This is a genomic window from Paenibacillus lutrae (genome assembly GCF_009757775.1).
In the GTDB taxonomy this organism is placed as follows: domain Bacteria; phylum Bacillota; class Bacilli; order Paenibacillales; family NBRC-103111; genus Paenibacillus_F; species Paenibacillus_F lutrae.
Map to the genome: position 1 here is coordinate 256,906 of NZ_RHLK01000003.1, position 16,778 is coordinate 273,683.

At 45.9% G+C, this 16,778-nt stretch carries 13 protein-coding genes and 3 tRNA genes; 5 read left to right on the forward strand and 11 right to left on the reverse strand.

Annotation, left to right across the window (positions count from 1 at the left end; genetic code table 11):
* Positions 1–2 precede the first annotated feature (2 nt).
* Entirely contained in the window at positions 3–704 is a 702-nt protein-coding gene (locus EDM21_RS07230; RefSeq protein WP_157334260.1) for a hypothetical protein, read from the reverse strand.
* Positions 705–1,035: 331 nt separating this feature from the next.
* On the opposite strand from EDM21_RS07230, the gene EDM21_RS07235 reads away from it, so the two are divergent.
* Entirely contained in the window at positions 1,036–1,746 is a 711-nt protein-coding gene (locus EDM21_RS07235; RefSeq protein WP_157334262.1) for a CPBP family intramembrane glutamic endopeptidase, read from the forward strand.
* Between the two features lie 152 nt (positions 1,747–1,898).
* Positions 1,899–2,390: a hypothetical protein gene (locus EDM21_RS07240; protein ID WP_157334264.1), complete on the forward strand. Its 492-nt coding sequence runs from the start codon at positions 1,899–1,901 to the stop codon at positions 2,388–2,390.
* Between the two features lie 233 nt (positions 2,391–2,623).
* On the opposite strand, the gene EDM21_RS07245 is transcribed toward EDM21_RS07240, so the two are convergent.
* The 6 genes from EDM21_RS07245 to EDM21_RS07265 form a co-directional block, all read right to left on the reverse strand.
* Positions 2,624–3,565, reverse strand: a complete 942-nt coding sequence (locus EDM21_RS07245) for an alpha/beta hydrolase family protein (RefSeq protein WP_157334266.1) — start codon at positions 3,563–3,565, stop codon at positions 2,624–2,626.
* Between the two features lie 195 nt (positions 3,566–3,760).
* A tRNA-Leu gene (locus EDM21_RS07250) sits at positions 3,761–3,846 on the reverse strand.
* A gap of 6 nt (positions 3,847–3,852) precedes the next feature.
* Positions 3,853–3,926: transfer RNA gene (locus tag EDM21_RS07255), tRNA-Ile, on the reverse strand.
* A gap of 38 nt (positions 3,927–3,964) precedes the next feature.
* Positions 3,965–4,041: transfer RNA gene (locus tag EDM21_RS07260), tRNA-Met, on the reverse strand.
* A gap of 93 nt (positions 4,042–4,134) precedes the next feature.
* A complete protein-coding gene (locus EDM21_RS24545) occupies positions 4,135–4,302 on the reverse strand; it encodes a hypothetical protein (RefSeq protein ID WP_166541880.1) in 168 nt (55 codons plus the stop codon).
* Between the two features lie 117 nt (positions 4,303–4,419).
* Positions 4,420–4,908 carry a phosphatidylglycerophosphatase A family protein gene (locus EDM21_RS07265; RefSeq protein WP_157334908.1) on the reverse strand — a complete coding sequence of 163 codons (489 nt, stop codon included), beginning with the start codon at positions 4,906–4,908 and terminating at the stop codon, positions 4,420–4,422.
* Positions 4,909–5,130: 222 nt separating this feature from the next.
* Here EDM21_RS07265 and EDM21_RS07270 point away from each other — a divergent pair, with 222 nt between their 5' ends.
* Entirely contained in the window at positions 5,131–5,643 is a 513-nt protein-coding gene (locus EDM21_RS07270) for a 2'-5' RNA ligase family protein (RefSeq protein WP_157334268.1), read from the forward strand.
* 91 nt (positions 5,644–5,734) lie between these two features.
* Here EDM21_RS07270 and EDM21_RS07275 read toward each other — a convergent pair whose 3' ends face one another.
* The 4 genes from EDM21_RS07275 to EDM21_RS07290 form a co-directional block, all read right to left on the reverse strand.
* Positions 5,735–7,567 carry a hypothetical protein gene (locus EDM21_RS07275; protein ID WP_157334270.1) on the reverse strand — a complete coding sequence of 611 codons (1,833 nt, stop codon included), beginning with the start codon at positions 7,565–7,567 and terminating at the stop codon, positions 5,735–5,737.
* A gap of 34 nt (positions 7,568–7,601) precedes the next feature.
* Complete coding sequence (locus tag EDM21_RS07280; RefSeq protein WP_157334272.1) at positions 7,602–8,861, reverse strand: efflux RND transporter periplasmic adaptor subunit; 1,260 nt, start codon at positions 8,859–8,861, stop codon at positions 7,602–7,604.
* Positions 8,862–8,902: 41 nt separating this feature from the next.
* Positions 8,903–12,001, reverse strand: coding sequence for an efflux RND transporter permease subunit (locus tag EDM21_RS07285; RefSeq protein WP_157334274.1), 3,099 nt, complete (start codon positions 11,999–12,001; stop codon positions 8,903–8,905).
* 238 nt (positions 12,002–12,239) lie between these two features.
* On the reverse strand, positions 12,240–14,375 hold the full coding sequence (locus EDM21_RS07290; protein ID WP_157334276.1) for a COG1470 family protein: 2,136 nt from the start codon (positions 14,373–14,375) through the stop codon (positions 12,240–12,242).
* Between the two features lie 270 nt (positions 14,376–14,645).
* On the opposite strand from EDM21_RS07290, the gene EDM21_RS07295 reads away from it, so the two are divergent.
* Entirely contained in the window at positions 14,646–16,022 is a 1,377-nt protein-coding gene (locus EDM21_RS07295; RefSeq protein ID WP_157334278.1) for a dipeptidase, read from the forward strand.
* Between the two features lie 143 nt (positions 16,023–16,165).
* Entirely contained in the window at positions 16,166–16,672 is a 507-nt protein-coding gene (locus EDM21_RS07300) for a GNAT family N-acetyltransferase (protein WP_157334281.1), read from the forward strand.
* Positions 16,673–16,778 lie beyond the last annotated feature (106 nt).

The following is a 16,778-nucleotide window of genomic DNA, read 5'->3' on the forward strand; positions in this document are numbered from 1 at the left end:
ACTCAAGAATCAATTCCCCCAGTTTTAGGGTAGCGGTCTTTCAATACCTTTTTATTCTGCAAGAAAGAGTAGAGAATACTAGCTGCAAATACGATTAAGATACCAACCAGGAGATACGTGTGGTATTCTTCATTATTAGATACAATAAAAATATGTGTGAGCAGAGCCCCTGCGATCAATAGCATGGCCCATACAAAATTGTGCGGCTTAAGAATGGTTCTGGTCCCTGAAAATCTTCGAACGATAAAGGAAAATCCTAATTTGAATGTATGTAAGACTGTCGCTAGGAGTAAACAGCAACCTGTATAAGCAATATTTAAAGCGATGTTGGTGTTAAAATCGTATTTCATTTGTTCAATTGTCGCCAAGTTCAAGCCCATATTTGTAAAAGATATGACGGTATCCACAATGGTTGAAGCACCAAATCCGATAAGACTTATCAGTAAGCAATACAGGATTGGATAGCGTCTGATTACCATGAGCAGTACAGTAAAACCAGCTATCAAGAAAATAAAGTACAAAGGCGAATTTAAAATGTTTTTGATGTAGTAACCGACTGTACCCAGAATCATTCCCATTGCAGCAATACTTCTATGATTTTCCCGCAAGGGGATTTTGAATATTGTGAAGGTCATGATAACAAAAGATGATAAACCCAGTATCTTGATAATTAGCAGCAATAAGTTCCCCATGTATACACTCATCTTAAGATACCCTCACTTTTACGATGATTTCTTTTATCTCTGAATTCCAATATATCTGATTCAAGCCAAAACGGCCTTTTGCCTATATGGGTTATCGGATCTGGAAACCCTTTTGTTTTTCTTGTGTTTGGTACGTTCTGACGAGTTATCCCCAGTAATTCAGCCACTTCCTTAGTACCGCATAGTGGCGGTATTCGAGGGCGTTCGTTCTTCATTGACACCACCCTTGTTCCATTTATTTGATATCTGCATTATAATACTTTGTATTATATAAAGCCACTCGAATTTATAATACATTGTATTAATTTTAGATCAAGAAAGGATTCTTTAAATGGATGTTGCTTGGCATCTTATTGCTGTCTATATAAGCTTGGTTATTCCTGTAAGCGGATTCCTTGAACAGCGGCGTCTCAAACGTATGACATCTCAGGCATCCAAAGAGCAGGCATACCTAATACTTCATGGGGTTTACTGGATAGCTGCACTTCCTGTTCTATTGATTGATCCCACCGTTTACCGGGTCAGACATTCCTTGGAGCTGGGCTGGATGGGGCACACCTTACTGTCTGCAGCTCTTGCCTACCTGCTCATCGTCACTGTGGTTCCTCTGATCTTGCTAAGGTACAATGGGGACTTACGGAAAGAAGTGGCCAAAAGTTACGAGAAAAGGCGACATACCTTCCCTACTACAGAGCGGCAGCACAAATTATTTGTATGGGTGTCGATCACGGTAGGCATAACAGAGGAGATTTTATATCGGGGCTTCCTTTACAACTACGGAGTGGAGCACTGGGGATTATCTTCACTTGCCAGTGCGGTTACAGTAAGCCTTGTGTTTGGACTCATACACTTCTCTCAAGGGCTGGCCGGCATTTTTTCATCATTTGTATTCGGAGCGGTGATGGCATGGTTATACTTTATAACAGGCAGCCTGCTGCTCCCGGTCATTCTGCACATTTTGTATGATCTGAAGATCATTGGGGTACAAAAGATACTAAATAACAAAAATACCCAATCCGAATATGCTCCAGATGTTCTCTAGTTCTTGTGTGATGTTTCCGTTTAGCCGGTCCAGATGGGCCGGCTTTTTTTCTGTGTGTATGCCCATATTCAGAATGTTCACAAAATGTTCACTTATGTAAAGACATCCACTATCTTTATAATAACAAAGGATATCAGAGAGGATGATGTAAATTGCCAGCAACTAAGAAAGAAGAGGTCTATTTTGGACTGATGATGTGCTGTGGAATGGTTGTATTCATGACGTTGTATAATTTGCTTACACAGGGCATGATGGGCACCATTTCTTTAAAAGAACTACTTATTCAACTTATCGCTGTCTTTATCACGGCTTCTTTATTGGAATTGTTTATTGTCGGCCCTGTGGCCAAGAAGCTTGCTTTCTCCTTGCCATTTGATAAATCTAAGAAAGGATATGGGATTCTATCCCTTGCATTTTTTATGGTGAGTGGAATGGTTCTCTTTATGTCGCTGTACGGATTGGGAATGTCTTACTTGTCTAATACGTTGAGCGGTGAACCCTTAGTGACAAGTTACTTTTCTTTAGTGTTCAAAAATTTTATTTTTGCTTTTCCCCTCCAACTCCTTATAGTCGGACCACTTGTTCGATATGTGTTTAGTAAAGCGGTTAAATATAAAAGAATGACCGTGTCTTCAAACGAATAATAACTAACCAGAAAAACTTTGGAACGTATCCATAAAACGCAGACTGACGCCAAGCATTATCTAAAAAAGCCACTTAACGCGTGAACCGGGCAATGCAGCATTAACAGGGTGCGGGCTGTGGTATCGATTACAGTCAGATTACACAAAAGAACCCTTGAGGAATCAAGGGTTTTTCATCTATGCGGCCCTAATCAGCCTGATACGATCATTATTCACACGGTCACAATTCCCGTTTATGCCGTCGGAACTACCCTCTGGCGAAGAAACTCCAAGGTGTGTTCGATGGCCTTCTCGAGGGCATCTGTCGTGCCTTGAAAAGGGTGAACTGCCCCGAAGGTATGGTTGCCGCCGGGCACTTGTATCCAGTTCACACCGGAATTACTGTCCACAAGCTTCTTGGACCCTTTACGGAGATTGGCATAGTCTTCCTCTCCTTGAATCAGCACCACTGGGAACTGGGCCCCGCGCATTCTTTCCACGATGTTGTAATCGGCTTGTCGGGCTTCTATATCATCGAGAATTACCTTATCAAGCGGCATCTCCTGATTTGTTCTCGTATTGGTCAAATATGCGCGTCCTTCTTTGCGCATCTTCTTCTTGGTCGCTTCATCAAAAATATCGACTTGGGTAATTCCGTTCCAACTGATAACGCCTGCGATTTCAGATGGATGATCAAGAGCGTAAATAAGGCTTACCCCTGCACCACGGCTGTGTCCTAAAAGAAAGAACGGCAGATTAGATAACGGATTGGCTGAACCTGCATGATCAGGTCCTGTATTTAACAGATTAAGGCCACGGCTGTGATTCGGATAAAAAATAACCGGCTGCTTTTTATCTGAACTCAGCAGCTTATTTTTAAAGTCAAATTCGTCCGTAAGAACGGAAATAAGAGTGGACAGATCATCCAACTCGCAGCTGTAGGTATTCTTAGCGAATTTCTCGAGTTCAGTAAACGTCTCCCCATCTTCTCCTACACCATTATGTGTAAAATTAAACGTGATTACATCGACATCTTTGGCTAGCCGCTCCGCTGCATATGGGAACATCCCCCAGTCTTTGAATCCTTTAAATCCATGAGAGATAATGAGTACACCTCTGGAAATTGAAGCCGCAGGATAAAAGTCCCCGCGGATTGCTTTATTTTCGTCTAATACAATACGAAAAGGGATCGACATCAAATACGCCTCCTTTGGCTTTTTTATACCTTCTTTACCCAACATCTAGGTATAGTCTAACATGGAAATGTTTGTGAGGCGATCGAGCTATACGAATCCGGCTGCTTGTATCTCGTTACAAAATAAAAACTTCTTTATCCCCTGTGCATCATGCACGGTAAGATAAAGAAGTCTTTATGGTTTCTTGCACCCTGATGCCGAAGACCGGGGTCGAACCGGTACGGTAGTCACCTACCGCAGGATTTTAAGTCCTGTGCGTCTGCCAATTCCGCCACTCCGGCTTACAATGGGCCCTGAGGGACTCGAACCCCCGACCAATCGGTTATGAGCCGACCGCTCTAACCAACTGAGCTAAGGGCCCTTGCTAATTTGTATCGCTAAAAACAGGCAAAAAAAATTTGGTTGCGGGGGCAGGATTTGAACCTGCGGCCTTCGGGTTATGAGCCCGACGAGCTACCGGGCTGCTCCACCCCGCGTCAATTTTATATTATAGCGACAAAAATAAATATACAACATGATCAGCTATAAAGTCAATCTTTTTTTGAAATTTACGCTCCGATTCTCTTTGGTTATTGAACGGAATATCTGACGCCGAACCGCCCTCTTCTGGATTTGAAAATCTCGACTTCTCGCGGACATTCATATCCGTAAATCCACCAGTCTTCTTCCATCCTTCTGGCAAGAACTCCTGCCTGGAATTTGCTGTCGTACAGCTTCACCCAATAGATCCAGCGCATGCTCCACACTCCGTTAGCGGTTTATTAGCCTAGGGATAGCATAACCCAAACAGCCTGGGGCTATCGATGGAACATACAACTTTTTAACGGATTTCTTCTTGCAGGTTCCAGATTCATTCAAACATCCTCTACAAGGCCGCCTGCCCGCTCCGATTCGTCCCTGCTTTTATGAGCAATCCTCCCCGATGCCGCGGCCGCGATGGCAGCAACCATATCATCAAGAAAGGTATGGACAGCGCCACCTGTCTTCGTATCCAGCCTGCGGATAATGCCTGTCTTTTCTTTATCGAGATATCCGAACGTCGTCAGGGCAATACTACCGTAACCGAAAACAGAACCGATGGCCAACGTTTCATCACATCCAAACAAACTCTCATCGTTTTCCAGAATAGACTGCAAAGGTTCCGACAATTGTTTCTTCTCCGTCATTATGTCCAGTTCAATTCCAACCAGGATGGCATGCTGGAGCTCTCTTTTACCCAATACCGCATGAATGGATTGCAGACAAGCTTCCATAGCCAAATCAGGATGATACGGGGCCTGCATCGCAAACACAATCTCTGCAATATCTTCCAGCTGCACACCTCTTTCAGCAAGTTTCTGCATCACGGCATTTTTTATTTCATGACTGTGAACTTGTCGTTTGGATTCCACCTGACTTCTCCCCTTAATGAGCACGTTATGTTTACTATATGAACAAGCTGCTCAAAAGGTTATAGGCATGCGCTGTATTGCACTTATTCAGATTGAATTGTGAGAAGATACCAAAACACGGTATAATAGAAGTATTACGCAATCCAATACGTTAATATCCAGGGAGGGACCTACATGCTGTACGGAATTGCAATTCTTCCGCCGAATGAAATTCAACAGGATGCCAACAGCTATCGTAAACGCTTTGACCCTTATTACAAGGCCATACAGCCCCATATTACCGTTAGGGAAAAAGAAGACTGGACGGAAGAGCAACTGCAAGCTGCCTCACTTCATTTGCAGCATGTAACAGAGAAACAAGCTCCTTTCCAAGTCAATTTCAACCGTTTTTCTTCCTATTACCCCGTAAACAATGTAATTTATATGGCTTTTAAAGAAACGCAGCCTCTTATCGCGCTTCATGACGAAGTGTGCACAGGACCTTTGGAGGATTCAGGAAAACCTTATAATTATCATCCGCATCTAACGGTCGGCCAGAAAATGGGTGCAGACGAACTGCATGATGTGCTGGCCAGCCTCAAAAACACGGCTGTCGATTATTCGTTTACGGTAGACGCCCTGCATGTATTAGGCCGCCAGGAGAACGGTGAGTGGACTGTCATTCGTTCGTTCCCTTTCCAGGGGTAACCCTTTTCTCAGGTTTCATTCAACAATAAAAGCCTTTACCAGCCGTTTTAAGGGGCTGGTAAAGGCTTTTTACAGTTATATGTGCCTTACCTTATTGCTTGAAAGAACCGAGTAGACGTTTAACCGTCTCGCCCTTATCGTTCTCAAAAGCTTCATACACTTTAATTGTGATCGGGTAACCTAATTCCTCGGTGTTAGGACTAAAATTAAGAATATTAGTGCCGTTCTGAAGCTTATTCTGACCAAAGAAAGGATGAGAGATGGATGAAATCAGAGTCCCGCCGCTGTCATACATATCAAACTGCAGCTGCGAGAAGGTCCGGTCGATAAGAACATCCTTCTCCTGCTTAATATCAAGCATCAATTTCAACCTGTAGTTGTATCCTTGCTGCAAATTATAGATAGCCGATATATCCCATAAATTCACTTTAACGTTTAAAGGGTACAAGGCAAACAGGTCCTTACTTTCCGGCTGAGGCTGAACATCCACCTTGTAGGCTGTAAGAAGAGATTTGAATGACACCGCTCCTTTTAGCGAAGCTCCTGCTGCTGCATCCGAAGCTGATGCATCTTTGCCATCTTTATCAGGTCCGCCAGCCGAAGCAGGTGTCTTGGCTTCAGGTGATGCTGATCCTTGAGCTTCGTATAAAGCTAGCTTAAGTTCCTCGCCTGTTTCTGATGCTGGAAGTACATAGGAGTAGCTCACGATATATGAAGCGTTAGGAAGCACCCGAATGGACGTCTGTCCTTGTCTGCTTCCGCTGTACGTATACCCGTCGCTGCTCACCAAATCCGTTGCGAAAGATGGAACACCCAAGGGGCGGGAGGATTTGTTCGTCAGCCTGAACTTCGCAATGGCTGTATTGAAGCCATCCCCTTCATTCTCCTCCATGTGCAGTTCAACCAGTGAGACGGACATATCGGGATGGATCAGATTATTCAGCGGATCCATCTTCATTGCTTCGCCAAATGCATACTTGCCTTGTATAAGAAGGGCGTCCGACTGTTTATCCGGCAGCAGCACGTGTACTCTGCCGACGCGATAAGTTACGGGTTCTTTCTGATCATTGATATACTTCTCCGTTGTAACTATATTGAACGCATCCAGTTCCGTATTGAGCTCGGTCGGAATAACAAAATGAACATACTTTTGCTCACCAGGCTCTAGTGCCACTCCGGATTCCACAAGCGCACTGTCATAAGTCTTTAATCCGCTTTTCCCCTCCAGAACGATATCAGGCAGCTTTTCGCGCTTCTTAGAAGGATTAGTAAGCAGTACCTGTACGATAGAAGACGCTTTGTTTCCTTCATAGTTACGGCTGATATTCGACAGTTTAAACTCAAGCGGAGTGTCTAAAGACGGAATGGCAAACGACTCTCCCCATTTTTTGACGGAAGCCGATGGGATTTCAGCGTTATCCGTCCCGCTCCAGGCCACCTCGGTTATGGGAATGCTTAGCTTAGGTGTTTCTTTCTTAGGATAGACATAGACATCAATGTCTACCCATGTCAATTCGCCAAGCTCTACACCGCCTGCGCTATCTACTGTAGTCAGGTAGCTAAGTTCCGCTTGCGATTTAGGCTGGATCGACTTGGGGCTCCCCAGGCTGGGTTGAAGCTTATACTCCACCCCGTCTTTCGTCTTCAAACGAACTTCGTATTCCGGAACACGAACCAGTTTGGCTCCTGTATTCTTTATCCGTACTACTGCACCTAAACGTGTGCCATCGGGCGTTTTCTCATTGACAACCGTTTTAATTTCCACCTGAAGATCTTGCGTCAATGTATAGGATAGCGGTGCTTGTACAGCTGGTTTGACTACAGCTGATTTGGGATCAGCTGCCGCCAAAGCCGGAGTGGCTGATGCGAGCAGAGCGGCTGTCAATACGACTGTGGTTGCGGTAGATTTCCATGGGCTCTTCAAGATATTCTCTCCTCCAATTGGGTGATAAGCAGGGTTAGTTTCCTGCCGTCACTTTTTCCTTGTCTTTTAGCTGATGCTGACCGGAAATAACAAGAAGATCATTTTCAGCTATACCCGAGATAATTTCCTGCATTGTTTCATTTAGACGGCCAAGTTGAACTTTGCGCTTCTCTACAATATCTCCTTGCAGTACGAAGACAAAGGATTCACTGCCTTCTCTAACAATGCTCAGTGTCGGAACGGCAACAACCACTTGCTCTGCCTCATCCGTCAGCAGAATCTGGACTTTCTGTCCAGGCTTCAGTTTATGCTCGGCATTCCCAACTTCTAATTCCAGGGTGTAGGCTTTTGTCTGTGAATCCATAACATCGGACAAGTAACTTACGGGAGCCTTCATCTGCCCCTCAGCTCCTGGAACATAGAAGTTCAACTCTTTTTTGCCGCGGATAAGCTTAACCGTTTCTTCCGTCAAGTCGGCGGTAATTCGGATCGGATTCATTTGTTGGATCTGTCCGGCTTTAGTGCCCTGTGCCAGTGTCATTCCCGCTTCCACTCCGAAATCGGTGAGAATGCCGCTGATCGGGGCTTTTACTTCCGTATTACTTAATTCGCGCTCAGCTTTACGTACAGTAAGGTCGGAAGTCTCTAACTGAACTTGCAAGGCGGCCAGTGCATCGGTGTTATCCAGAGTCTTGCGCGCTTGTTTCATACTGCTGAGATCAAGTTTCAGCCCATCTATCTGAGTTTGTGCTTTCTCGAGTTCAACCTTGGTTATCAGACCTTCATCGTAATCGTTCCGGAGTTTGTTGAAGCTTTTTTCCGCGTCTTTGATGCCTTGTTCCGCTTTGGTAATATTGTTATCGACTTCTGTTTTCTTGTTCGCCAGTTCATCTTTAGCCTGTTTCATTTGTGCCTGAACACTTTTAATGCCAAGCTGACCCTGCTGCTTCTGCATTTGAAGATCAGTCGCGTCAATACGGAATAACACTTCACCTTTATTTACGCTATCGCCTTTCTTCTTATAAACCTGCAGGATATCTCCACTCGTTTTGGCCACAACGTCCATTTGAATGGACGAGATGACATTGGCAACCTGCTCCAAAGGTTCGGAGATTTTTTCCTTGGTTACTTTAACCGTTTGGACCGTCTTAAGCTGGGATTCCTGGCCTGGCTTCTGATCCTGCGGACCAGCTAGCGGTTTATCGGAACATCCGGCTGCAATTGCAGCCGTTAATGCAGCAATTACGGCCAATTTTGTACTTCTTTGGACCATTGTGACTAGCGGACGTTTCATCGGTTTATCTCCTCTTCTCTATACTTTAAGTTGTACAGATTTTACGTTGTAGCATCTGTAGCTGCATTCTTATTCGATTTACGGTGTACTATTCTGGATGTTCTGTTTTTGATAGATTCAATCATTTCATAGACAATAGGAACCACGACAAGCGTCAGGATCGTCGAAGTTATCAGGCCGCCGATTACAACGACCGCGAGACCTTTCGAAATAATCGTTCCTTGGGACAGACCCAGTGCAAGCGGCATCAGCGCAAAAACCGTAGCGCCCGCCGTCATAATAATCGGACGAAGACGCGACATCCCTGCCTCAAGCAGCGAATCCCTAACATTCACGCCCTCCTCACGCAGCTGCTGAACCCGGTCGATGAGCACAATGGCGTTCGTCACAACAATACCGATGAGCATCAAGAAGCCGATCAGAGAAGTGATGTTCAGTGATTCTCCTGTTACCAGAAGTCCGAACAAACCACCAATCACTGCAAGCGGAAGGGAAAATAGAATCGCAAACGGGGCACTGGCATTCCCAAAAGCAAGCACCATCACAAGATAGACGATAAAGATCGAAGCTCCCATGGCAATAAACATATCGGTAAACCCGGAAGCAATGTCATCGGACACACCCGCCACTTCACGACTAATCCCGGCAGGCAGCTTCAGAGCATCCAACGCTTCAGCCACGCGGCCGCTTACGCCGCCTTTGTCATTGCCATCGATTTTGGCGCTTACTTTGAGTGTCTGCATCTGGTTCTCACGTGTGATTGAAGTCGGAGCTTCAATCTGGGTTACTTTTGCGATTTCATTCAATTGAACCATTTGCCCGGTAGGAGTTTTGAACAAAAACTGTCCAATTTTAGCTACCGAGTCTTTATGAACCGGATCCAGCTCTACATTCGTTTTATAAGTGACATTATCAAATTTGATATCCCCCAGCTTGGAGACACCGATCCAGGAATTCACCATTTCAAGCACTTGGGCGGAGCTCAGGCCGTAAAGACGGGCTTTGTTCTGATCCACCGTCACTTCTATTTCATTCTTAGACTCGCTCAAATTGTCTTTGATTTCTTTCAGTTCCGGAAATTCCTTCATCTTGCTCTTGACCATTTCGGCAGCCTGCTTCAGGTACACAATATCGTCGCCTTTAAGAGCATAAGAGAAATCAGTGCCGCTTCCGCCGGCGCTCATCGCAAGAAGCTGCGCTTCTACCTCGGAGCCTTTTGGAAGCTCATACAAGATTTTCTGCTTGTACTCTTCAAGCACCTGCTTTGCATCGCTGTTCGCATTCGTTTCGGTGAACATAAGTGTCCGGTAAGGCACTACATCATTGCTCATGTTGTAACCTATCATGGACTCATTGTATGTAAATAATGGATCTCCGGCCGGATCCTTCGCATTTCTCATCATTTCTTCGATCTGCTTGGACTTGGCGTCCATCATATCGAAAGATGTTTCATTCGGCATACGGATTTGGATAAGCATTTGGCGGGCCGCCTGATCCTCTGGCATAAAGGCCACACCCAGTCTTGGAGTAATCAGGATAAGAGATGCCGCAAACAGCAAACCGCAAAAAATTAAAGTCTTAATGCGGTTATTTAACGACCAAGCCAGGGCACGTCTATACCCTCGAGTAATTCTGCCCTCATGGTTCTCATCGTGACTGCCCAGTTTCTTGCTCTTGAGAACCATTAATTTAGCAAGCATCGGAATAACGGTTAGCGCCACCAGGAGCGATGAAAGAAGCGCTACAACGAGTGTGAGAGCAAAAGGGCGGAAAATTTCCCCGATCATTCCACTGACGAGAGCAATGGGTCCGAACACGCCAACTGTCGTCAGAGTAGACGATGTGATTGCCCCTGCAACCTGTGCCGTTGCCATCTTGATCACGGATTCGCCGCGTTCTTCCGCTTTTTGCAGCTGGCTGTAAATATTCTCAATGACCACGATACTATCGTCTACAACCCGGCCGACTGCAATCGCCATACCGCCGAGAGTCATAATATTCAGCGAGATATCAAGCGGCACCATCATTAACAGAGTAATAAGGATGGATAATGGAATCGAGACCAAAACAATCAGGGTCATCCGAATATTTCTAAGGAAGAGCAAGATCATGATAGAGGCGAGCAGTGCGCCCATCCCACCCTCTTGTACCATCCCGTGAATGGATTTCTTAATATCGTCAGCCGTATTGTAAATGGATTTGAATTTAACGCCAGGCAGGGTTTGTTCCCACTTTGCCATCATGGCGTCCGCCTCATCTGCAAAGTTAACTGCGTTAGCGGTTTTAGTTTTGAACAATTGAACACCGATCGCAGGTTTGCCGTCGAGCCTTGCGACAAATTCGGATTCACTGATTGCTTCAATTTTGCCGAGGTCTTTCAACTGCACCACATCACCACGTGGCGTAGTGAGGGTCAGATTATCGAGGTTGTAAATGGTATCTAATTTACCGGTTACACGCACCATCTGAGTATTGCCGCTAAATTCAACACTCCCCGCGGGACTGGAAGTCAGTGCTGCCCGAATGTGGTTCGAGACATCGGAAGGCGTCATACCGTAGCTGTCAATCGTGTTCTGATTCAGCTTAATGGAAAGCGTCGCTTCCTGATTACCGACCGAATCTACATGGTCAATTCCCTTAAGCGAGTTAAAGCCGGGTAAAATCGTATCTTTGTAAATTTTATCAAGCTCTGTCTGATTCATCCCATCATTTCCGTACACCGATAAATAATAAACCGGCGCGGATGAAAATCCTTCCGTCAGCACTTGAGGCTTCTCGGACTGCTGCGGAAGCTTAACGTTGGAAATTAACGCTTCCAAATCCTGTTTGGCATCCTTAGGCTTAATATCCTGCTCCAGTTCAATAAGTATCTGGGAGAAATTATCACTGGATGTAGATGTTAAATTCTTGATACCTTCAAAGCTGGCAACGGCTTTTTCAAGCGGTTCCGTCACTTGTTCGAGCACATCTTTGGGAGGGGCTGTGTATTGGGTAGAGATCACAACAATCGGAAACGAAATATCCGGCATGCTCTCCACTTTTAATTTACTAGTTGCATAAATCCCCCCCGCGAAAATCAGCAGCATGATAATAAACAAGGCTGCTACGTTTTTCATTGAAAAACTGGTTAATTTGTTCATCGACTCGACTCCTCCGCACCCGTATAACAACCTCTCTAAATCTGGAAGCTTTACCCATACATTATCATTTTAAAACGTAAAGCTTAAAAAAATATAAACTGCATGTTTTTTATGTAGATGCATGCCTATATTTTGACGCTGCAGCAGCGACATTCCCTTCAGACAGTACGAGAAAAAATGGAAAAAGTTCCATCCTGAGATGGAACTTTTTCTCAAATTATCACATTATTGCATCTTGTTACTCCGAAAAGGCAAACCAATCCAAACTTTGCCGTGCGATCATCTTGCGCTGCCCTTGAAATTCATGATATACACTCAAATGAAATTTCTCGAGAAATCTCTGCTTATAAATCAGTTCCGCGTCCTGAACACGGATTTCAAACTGTTCTTTTGAACCAATTCTCAGTTCGGATTCTGTTACCTGTTCTGCTGTCTGACCTTCTCTAGGCTCCCAGTTTTTAAGGTCATAGGATTTCTCAAACGATTTCTTGCCGTTGAAATCTTCAAAGACAAGCACTAATTTATGGCCATCAGGGGAAGACTCCGTCAGCAGCTTTTTACGGATATTATAATCGAACTTGAGACTAAGAACGTCTGTATTAATGGATGTATTGATGCGGCTAAGCGATACGATATAAGGAAATAAATCAAGATCCTTGAGCTTGTCTTTCACGTCATTCTTTTCTTTAGGCAGCGCAAAAGTCATAGGTTTTACATACGCATCCGGTTTGACCGCTTGTTGAGTGCCCGTTTGTTTGACGGTTCCTTCTGTAAGAGTCACTGCATCTCCGAGCAGAAGATGAACGTTCTCCATATCGACACCCTCTGGAATGGTTGTCCACACATTCGCTCTTGCCTTACCGTTAGGCGCGATTGATTTCTTAATTTCCGACACGGTTGCGGGATACACTTTGCCGTCTTTCAGCTGAAAATGAGCGACAAGTCCTGTAAGAGGTGTAAATCTTTTTTCCAAATTCTCAATATCGAGTTCCGCAGACACGATATTGCCGCTAAGTCCTGAATACGTATGAATCTCGGACACCGTATAGCTGGCTTTGCGGCCGGCATCTTCTCGCTTGTACGTAGAGCCTAGCCCGATAAAAGGCAGCTTCTGCAACTCCGATTTGGCTGTCAGTTCCAGCAAATCGTTCATTTGCGTCTCACTTTCTTTCTCCTGCAGTACCAGTTTTACTTCTTTGTATTCATAGGTGTAAGGAATTTTACCCAGTATCTCAACCGCAAGCACAGCCCCCGGATCAATACCGATTACTTTGTCCGTACGAACGATTTTGGCATCCACTCTGACCGCATTGTCCAGCAGGAAGTAGGCCGTCATATCTGGAATCGGCAGTGACTGTTCCCCTTGGTTAGACAACTTCAGGTTAGCGGTCAAAATATCCTGATCCTCCCACGGAAGACGATAAATGCCGCTCAGATTAGCGGTATATAGACCGGATTTGTTCATAAACTGCGTCTCGCGCCCTGCTTCTCCGCCTGTCGTCTCACTTGGAGCCGGAAGCTGCTGCGCGGCAAGGAGTATATTGAATTTTAATTCCGGGTGCATCTGCGTCAATACAAGCTCCCAGCCCTTGTCGCCTGCTTTAAGCGGGACCGTTCCTGTGAGCTGAATGTCCCTGGAATCCTTGGGACTGATTGTGAGGTCCTTGGCTTTCTTGGCTTCCAGCGGATATAAAAGCCCTTCCGGGGTCCTTAGCGAATACTGGATATCCGGCAACGCAACAGCCGATCCGCCGGTATTTTCCAGTCTGAGAGTGATCGCCGGCAAATAATACTTCTCATTCTTGCCGTTTGTAAATTTCTGTGCAGACAGCTTCAACTCGCTGCCGCCCGTCTGGAAGCTTGCCGTTTCCCCTTTGGGGGTAACACCTGTGTAAGAAGCCGGTATGGAGACCTGGCCCAGCACTTTTTCAAAATTAGGCTGACTGGAATCCCATTTTATAATTTGAAGCTGCAGATCCTGAAGTTTAATCCCGCTGCCGACTTTGGCATAATACGTAATCTCTTCGTTTGAATGGGCACCTACCTGTTTGACAACCTTATCTTGGGGCATCATCCTGACCGAGTATGTATTGCCTGACTTGCCTTTAAGACGAAACCAGTAGTCCACCAGTGATAAGTCCGAATTCCCTTTGTTATGTATGTTCACGGTAAACGTGACGATGTTGCCGCTTGGGTCAGGCAGCATCTGAATTTTCTTAAGTTCAAATGAAGAACCGCCGTTCACGGATACGGCTCCGATAGCCGGTTCACTTGCTGCTTGTACGGAGCGAGGGGTCATACTCAAAGCAGTCCCCGTGCTAAGGGTCAGTAGGAGAGCTATAGCGGTTGCCCGTGCGGCCATTTTGTTGCGCATTGCTTTCACCTCTCTAGGAACGTTTGTTTGAACTGGAGTACCGAATGGAAAATGAAAACTTTTCCATAAAGACTCACTAAATAAGACGATTGAAACGGCGGGAAGTTTCTCCGATGGAATGAATATTATCAATTTTTTGGGAACAGACATGTACTGTAATACGATCATTTCTCACAAGTCTCAGGAAGGTTTGCAGGATTTTAATCAGGAACGGGGAAATTATCAAGTAAGAAGTGGTTTTTAACCTGTTGTTAAAAAGGAGCTCATCACATGAAAAAAACCGAACAATATGCGGCACAGCATAGAGAGCGTCACTTGGAAGAACTAAAGGAACTGCTGCGCATCCCGAGCATAAGTACGCTCTCTGAACATAAAGGAGATGTAGCCCGATGCGCCCAGTGGCTGTCGGAAGCTTTAACTGATTCCGGTCTGGAGCATGCGGAAGTCATGCAGACAGCCGGCCATCCTATCGTGTATGCAGACTGGCTTCATGCCCCCGGTAAACCGACTCTCCTGATCTACGGCCATTATGACGTACAACCGGCTGACCCCCTGGATCTGTGGGATTCAGCACCTTTTGAGCCTGAGATCAGGGACGGAAAAATCTATGCCAGAGGAGCCACGGACGATAAAGCTCAGTTCTGGATCCATGTAAAAGCGGCTGAGACCATGCTGAAGACAGCAGGGACACTCCCCCTTAATCTTAAGTTTATTCTGGAAGGCGAAGAGGAAATCACCAGTCCTTCTCTAGCTCCTTTCATTCAGCAGCATGCCGATAAATTAAAGGCGGATGCCGTTATAATTTCTGACACCCCTATGCTGGAAAAAGGAAAACCGGCGCTCATTTACGGACTTCGCGGCGTTGCCGGTGTAGAAATCAGTGTCCAGGCAGCCAAAAACGACCTTCATTCCGGTCTGTACGGTGGTGGTGTTCCGAATGCGGTGCACGCGCTCGTATCTCTTCTCGATTCATTTCATGATGAGAAAGGGCAAGTCACGGTAGAAGGATTCTATGACCGTATCGTAACCCTTACGGAGAAGGAACGGGAAGAGCTTGGCCGTGTCGCACAGAATGAAGAGAAGATCCGCAAAGACTTGGAACTTAGCGAGCTCTACGGGGAAGAAGGCTATACCTTCACAGAACGAACGACCGCCAGGCCGACTTTGGAAATAACCGGCATTACAGGCGGCTTTGCCGGCGAAGGCATCAAGCCGATTGTTCCCGCACAGGCAAAGGCTAAAATCGCCTGCCGGCTGGTTGCAGATCAGCGGCCCGAAGAAATCATGAAGCTGATCGAGAAACATGTAGCCGCTCATACCCCACCAGGTGTTAAAGCGACTGTAGCGAGGATTCTGCAAGGCAATCCGTTCTTGACCCCCTCCGATCACCCGATCATGGTCGCTGCCTCACATGCGCTCAAACTAGCCTATGGCGAGCAAACGGCTCTAACACGCGGAGGCGGCTCGATTCCGATTGTCGATGTTTTCGAACGGCTGCTGAAAACACCCGTGGTGATGATGGGATTCGGACTTCCGGATGAGAATCTCCATGCGCCTAATGAGCATTTTGACTTGGATAACTTCGATAAAGGCCTTCAGACAGTCACTCTATTCTGGGATGAACTCGCGGCTTCTGAGACGTTATAAAGCTTGATCTCCAGCATTAAGGTGGATCATGCTAATATGGATTATAGAAAAGCACTAAGTCAGAGCAGATCATCCCTAGAACAGCCATACTGCGGAGCCTTCAAGAGCCGCCGCGGCGCATTTGAAATGACGGAGGAGAAACAATGCAGCAGGACACATACAAGCTAAGGGATGCCATCATGAATGATCTTCCCGCGATCGTGCAAATTTACAATTCCACCATCCCAGGAAGAATGGTGACAGCGGATCTTGAGCCTGTGACCGTGCAAAGCCGTGAAAACTGGTTTGCCGAACACAATCCAAAGACCCGGCCGATCTGGGTGCTGGAAAAGGATGAAAAGGTTTGGGGATGGCTGAGCTTTCAATCCTTTTATGGCCGCCCCGCCTACAACGGCACCGCCGAAGTAAGCATATACCTGGACGAAGCTTGCCGCGGACGCGGACTCGGACCCTATCTGCTTGAGAAAGCAATCGCGGCCTGCCCCGAGCTTGGAATTAAAACGCTGCTTGGATTTATTTTCGGTCACAATGCACACAGCTTGACCCTGTTTGCCCGTTACGGTTTCAGCAAATGGGCGGAACTGCCGCGAATCGCGGAGCTCGACGGAATTGAACGCGACTTGATCATTATGGGCAAGCGCGTGGGCTAATTACACCAAAAAAGACCTTAACGCTCTTGATGCGGTAAGGTCTTTTTGGAATTAGCTCTGACTCATCAATGATCAGAACACTTATCTTTGTTTTTGATGCCTGCCT

Excerpts from the sequence above, each read along its gene's own strand:
- EDM21_RS07230 (WP_157334260.1), bottom strand. The coding sequence starts at position 704 with ATGAGTGTATACATGGGGAACTTATTGCTGCTAATTATCAAGATACTG.
- EDM21_RS07245 (WP_157334266.1), bottom strand. The coding sequence starts at position 3,565 with ATGTCGATCCCTTTTCGTATTGTATTAGACGAAAATAAAGCAATCCGC.
- EDM21_RS07265 (WP_157334908.1), bottom strand. The coding sequence starts at position 4,908 with ATGCAGAAACTTGCTGAAAGAGGTGTGCAGCTGGAAGATATTGCAGAG.
- EDM21_RS07235 (WP_157334262.1), top strand. The coding sequence starts at position 1,036 with ATGGATGTTGCTTGGCATCTTATTGCTGTCTATATAAGCTTGGTTATT.
- EDM21_RS07270 (WP_157334268.1), top strand. The coding sequence starts at position 5,131 with ATGCTGTACGGAATTGCAATTCTTCCGCCGAATGAAATTCAACAGGAT.
- EDM21_RS07280 (WP_157334272.1), bottom strand. The coding sequence starts at position 8,861 with ATGAAACGTCCGCTAGTCACAATGGTCCAAAGAAGTACAAAATTGGCC.
- EDM21_RS24545 (WP_166541880.1), bottom strand. The coding sequence starts at position 4,302 with ATGCGCTGGATCTATTGGGTGAAGCTGTACGACAGCAAATTCCAGGCA.
- EDM21_RS07295 (WP_157334278.1), top strand. The coding sequence starts at position 14,646 with ATGAAAAAAACCGAACAATATGCGGCACAGCATAGAGAGCGTCACTTG.
- EDM21_RS07290 (WP_157334276.1), bottom strand. The coding sequence starts at position 14,375 with ATGCGCAACAAAATGGCCGCACGGGCAACCGCTATAGCTCTCCTACTG.
- EDM21_RS07300 (WP_157334281.1), top strand. The coding sequence starts at position 16,166 with ATGCAGCAGGACACATACAAGCTAAGGGATGCCATCATGAATGATCTT.
- EDM21_RS07285 (WP_157334274.1), bottom strand. The coding sequence starts at position 12,001 with ATGAACAAATTAACCAGTTTTTCAATGAAAAACGTAGCAGCCTTGTTT.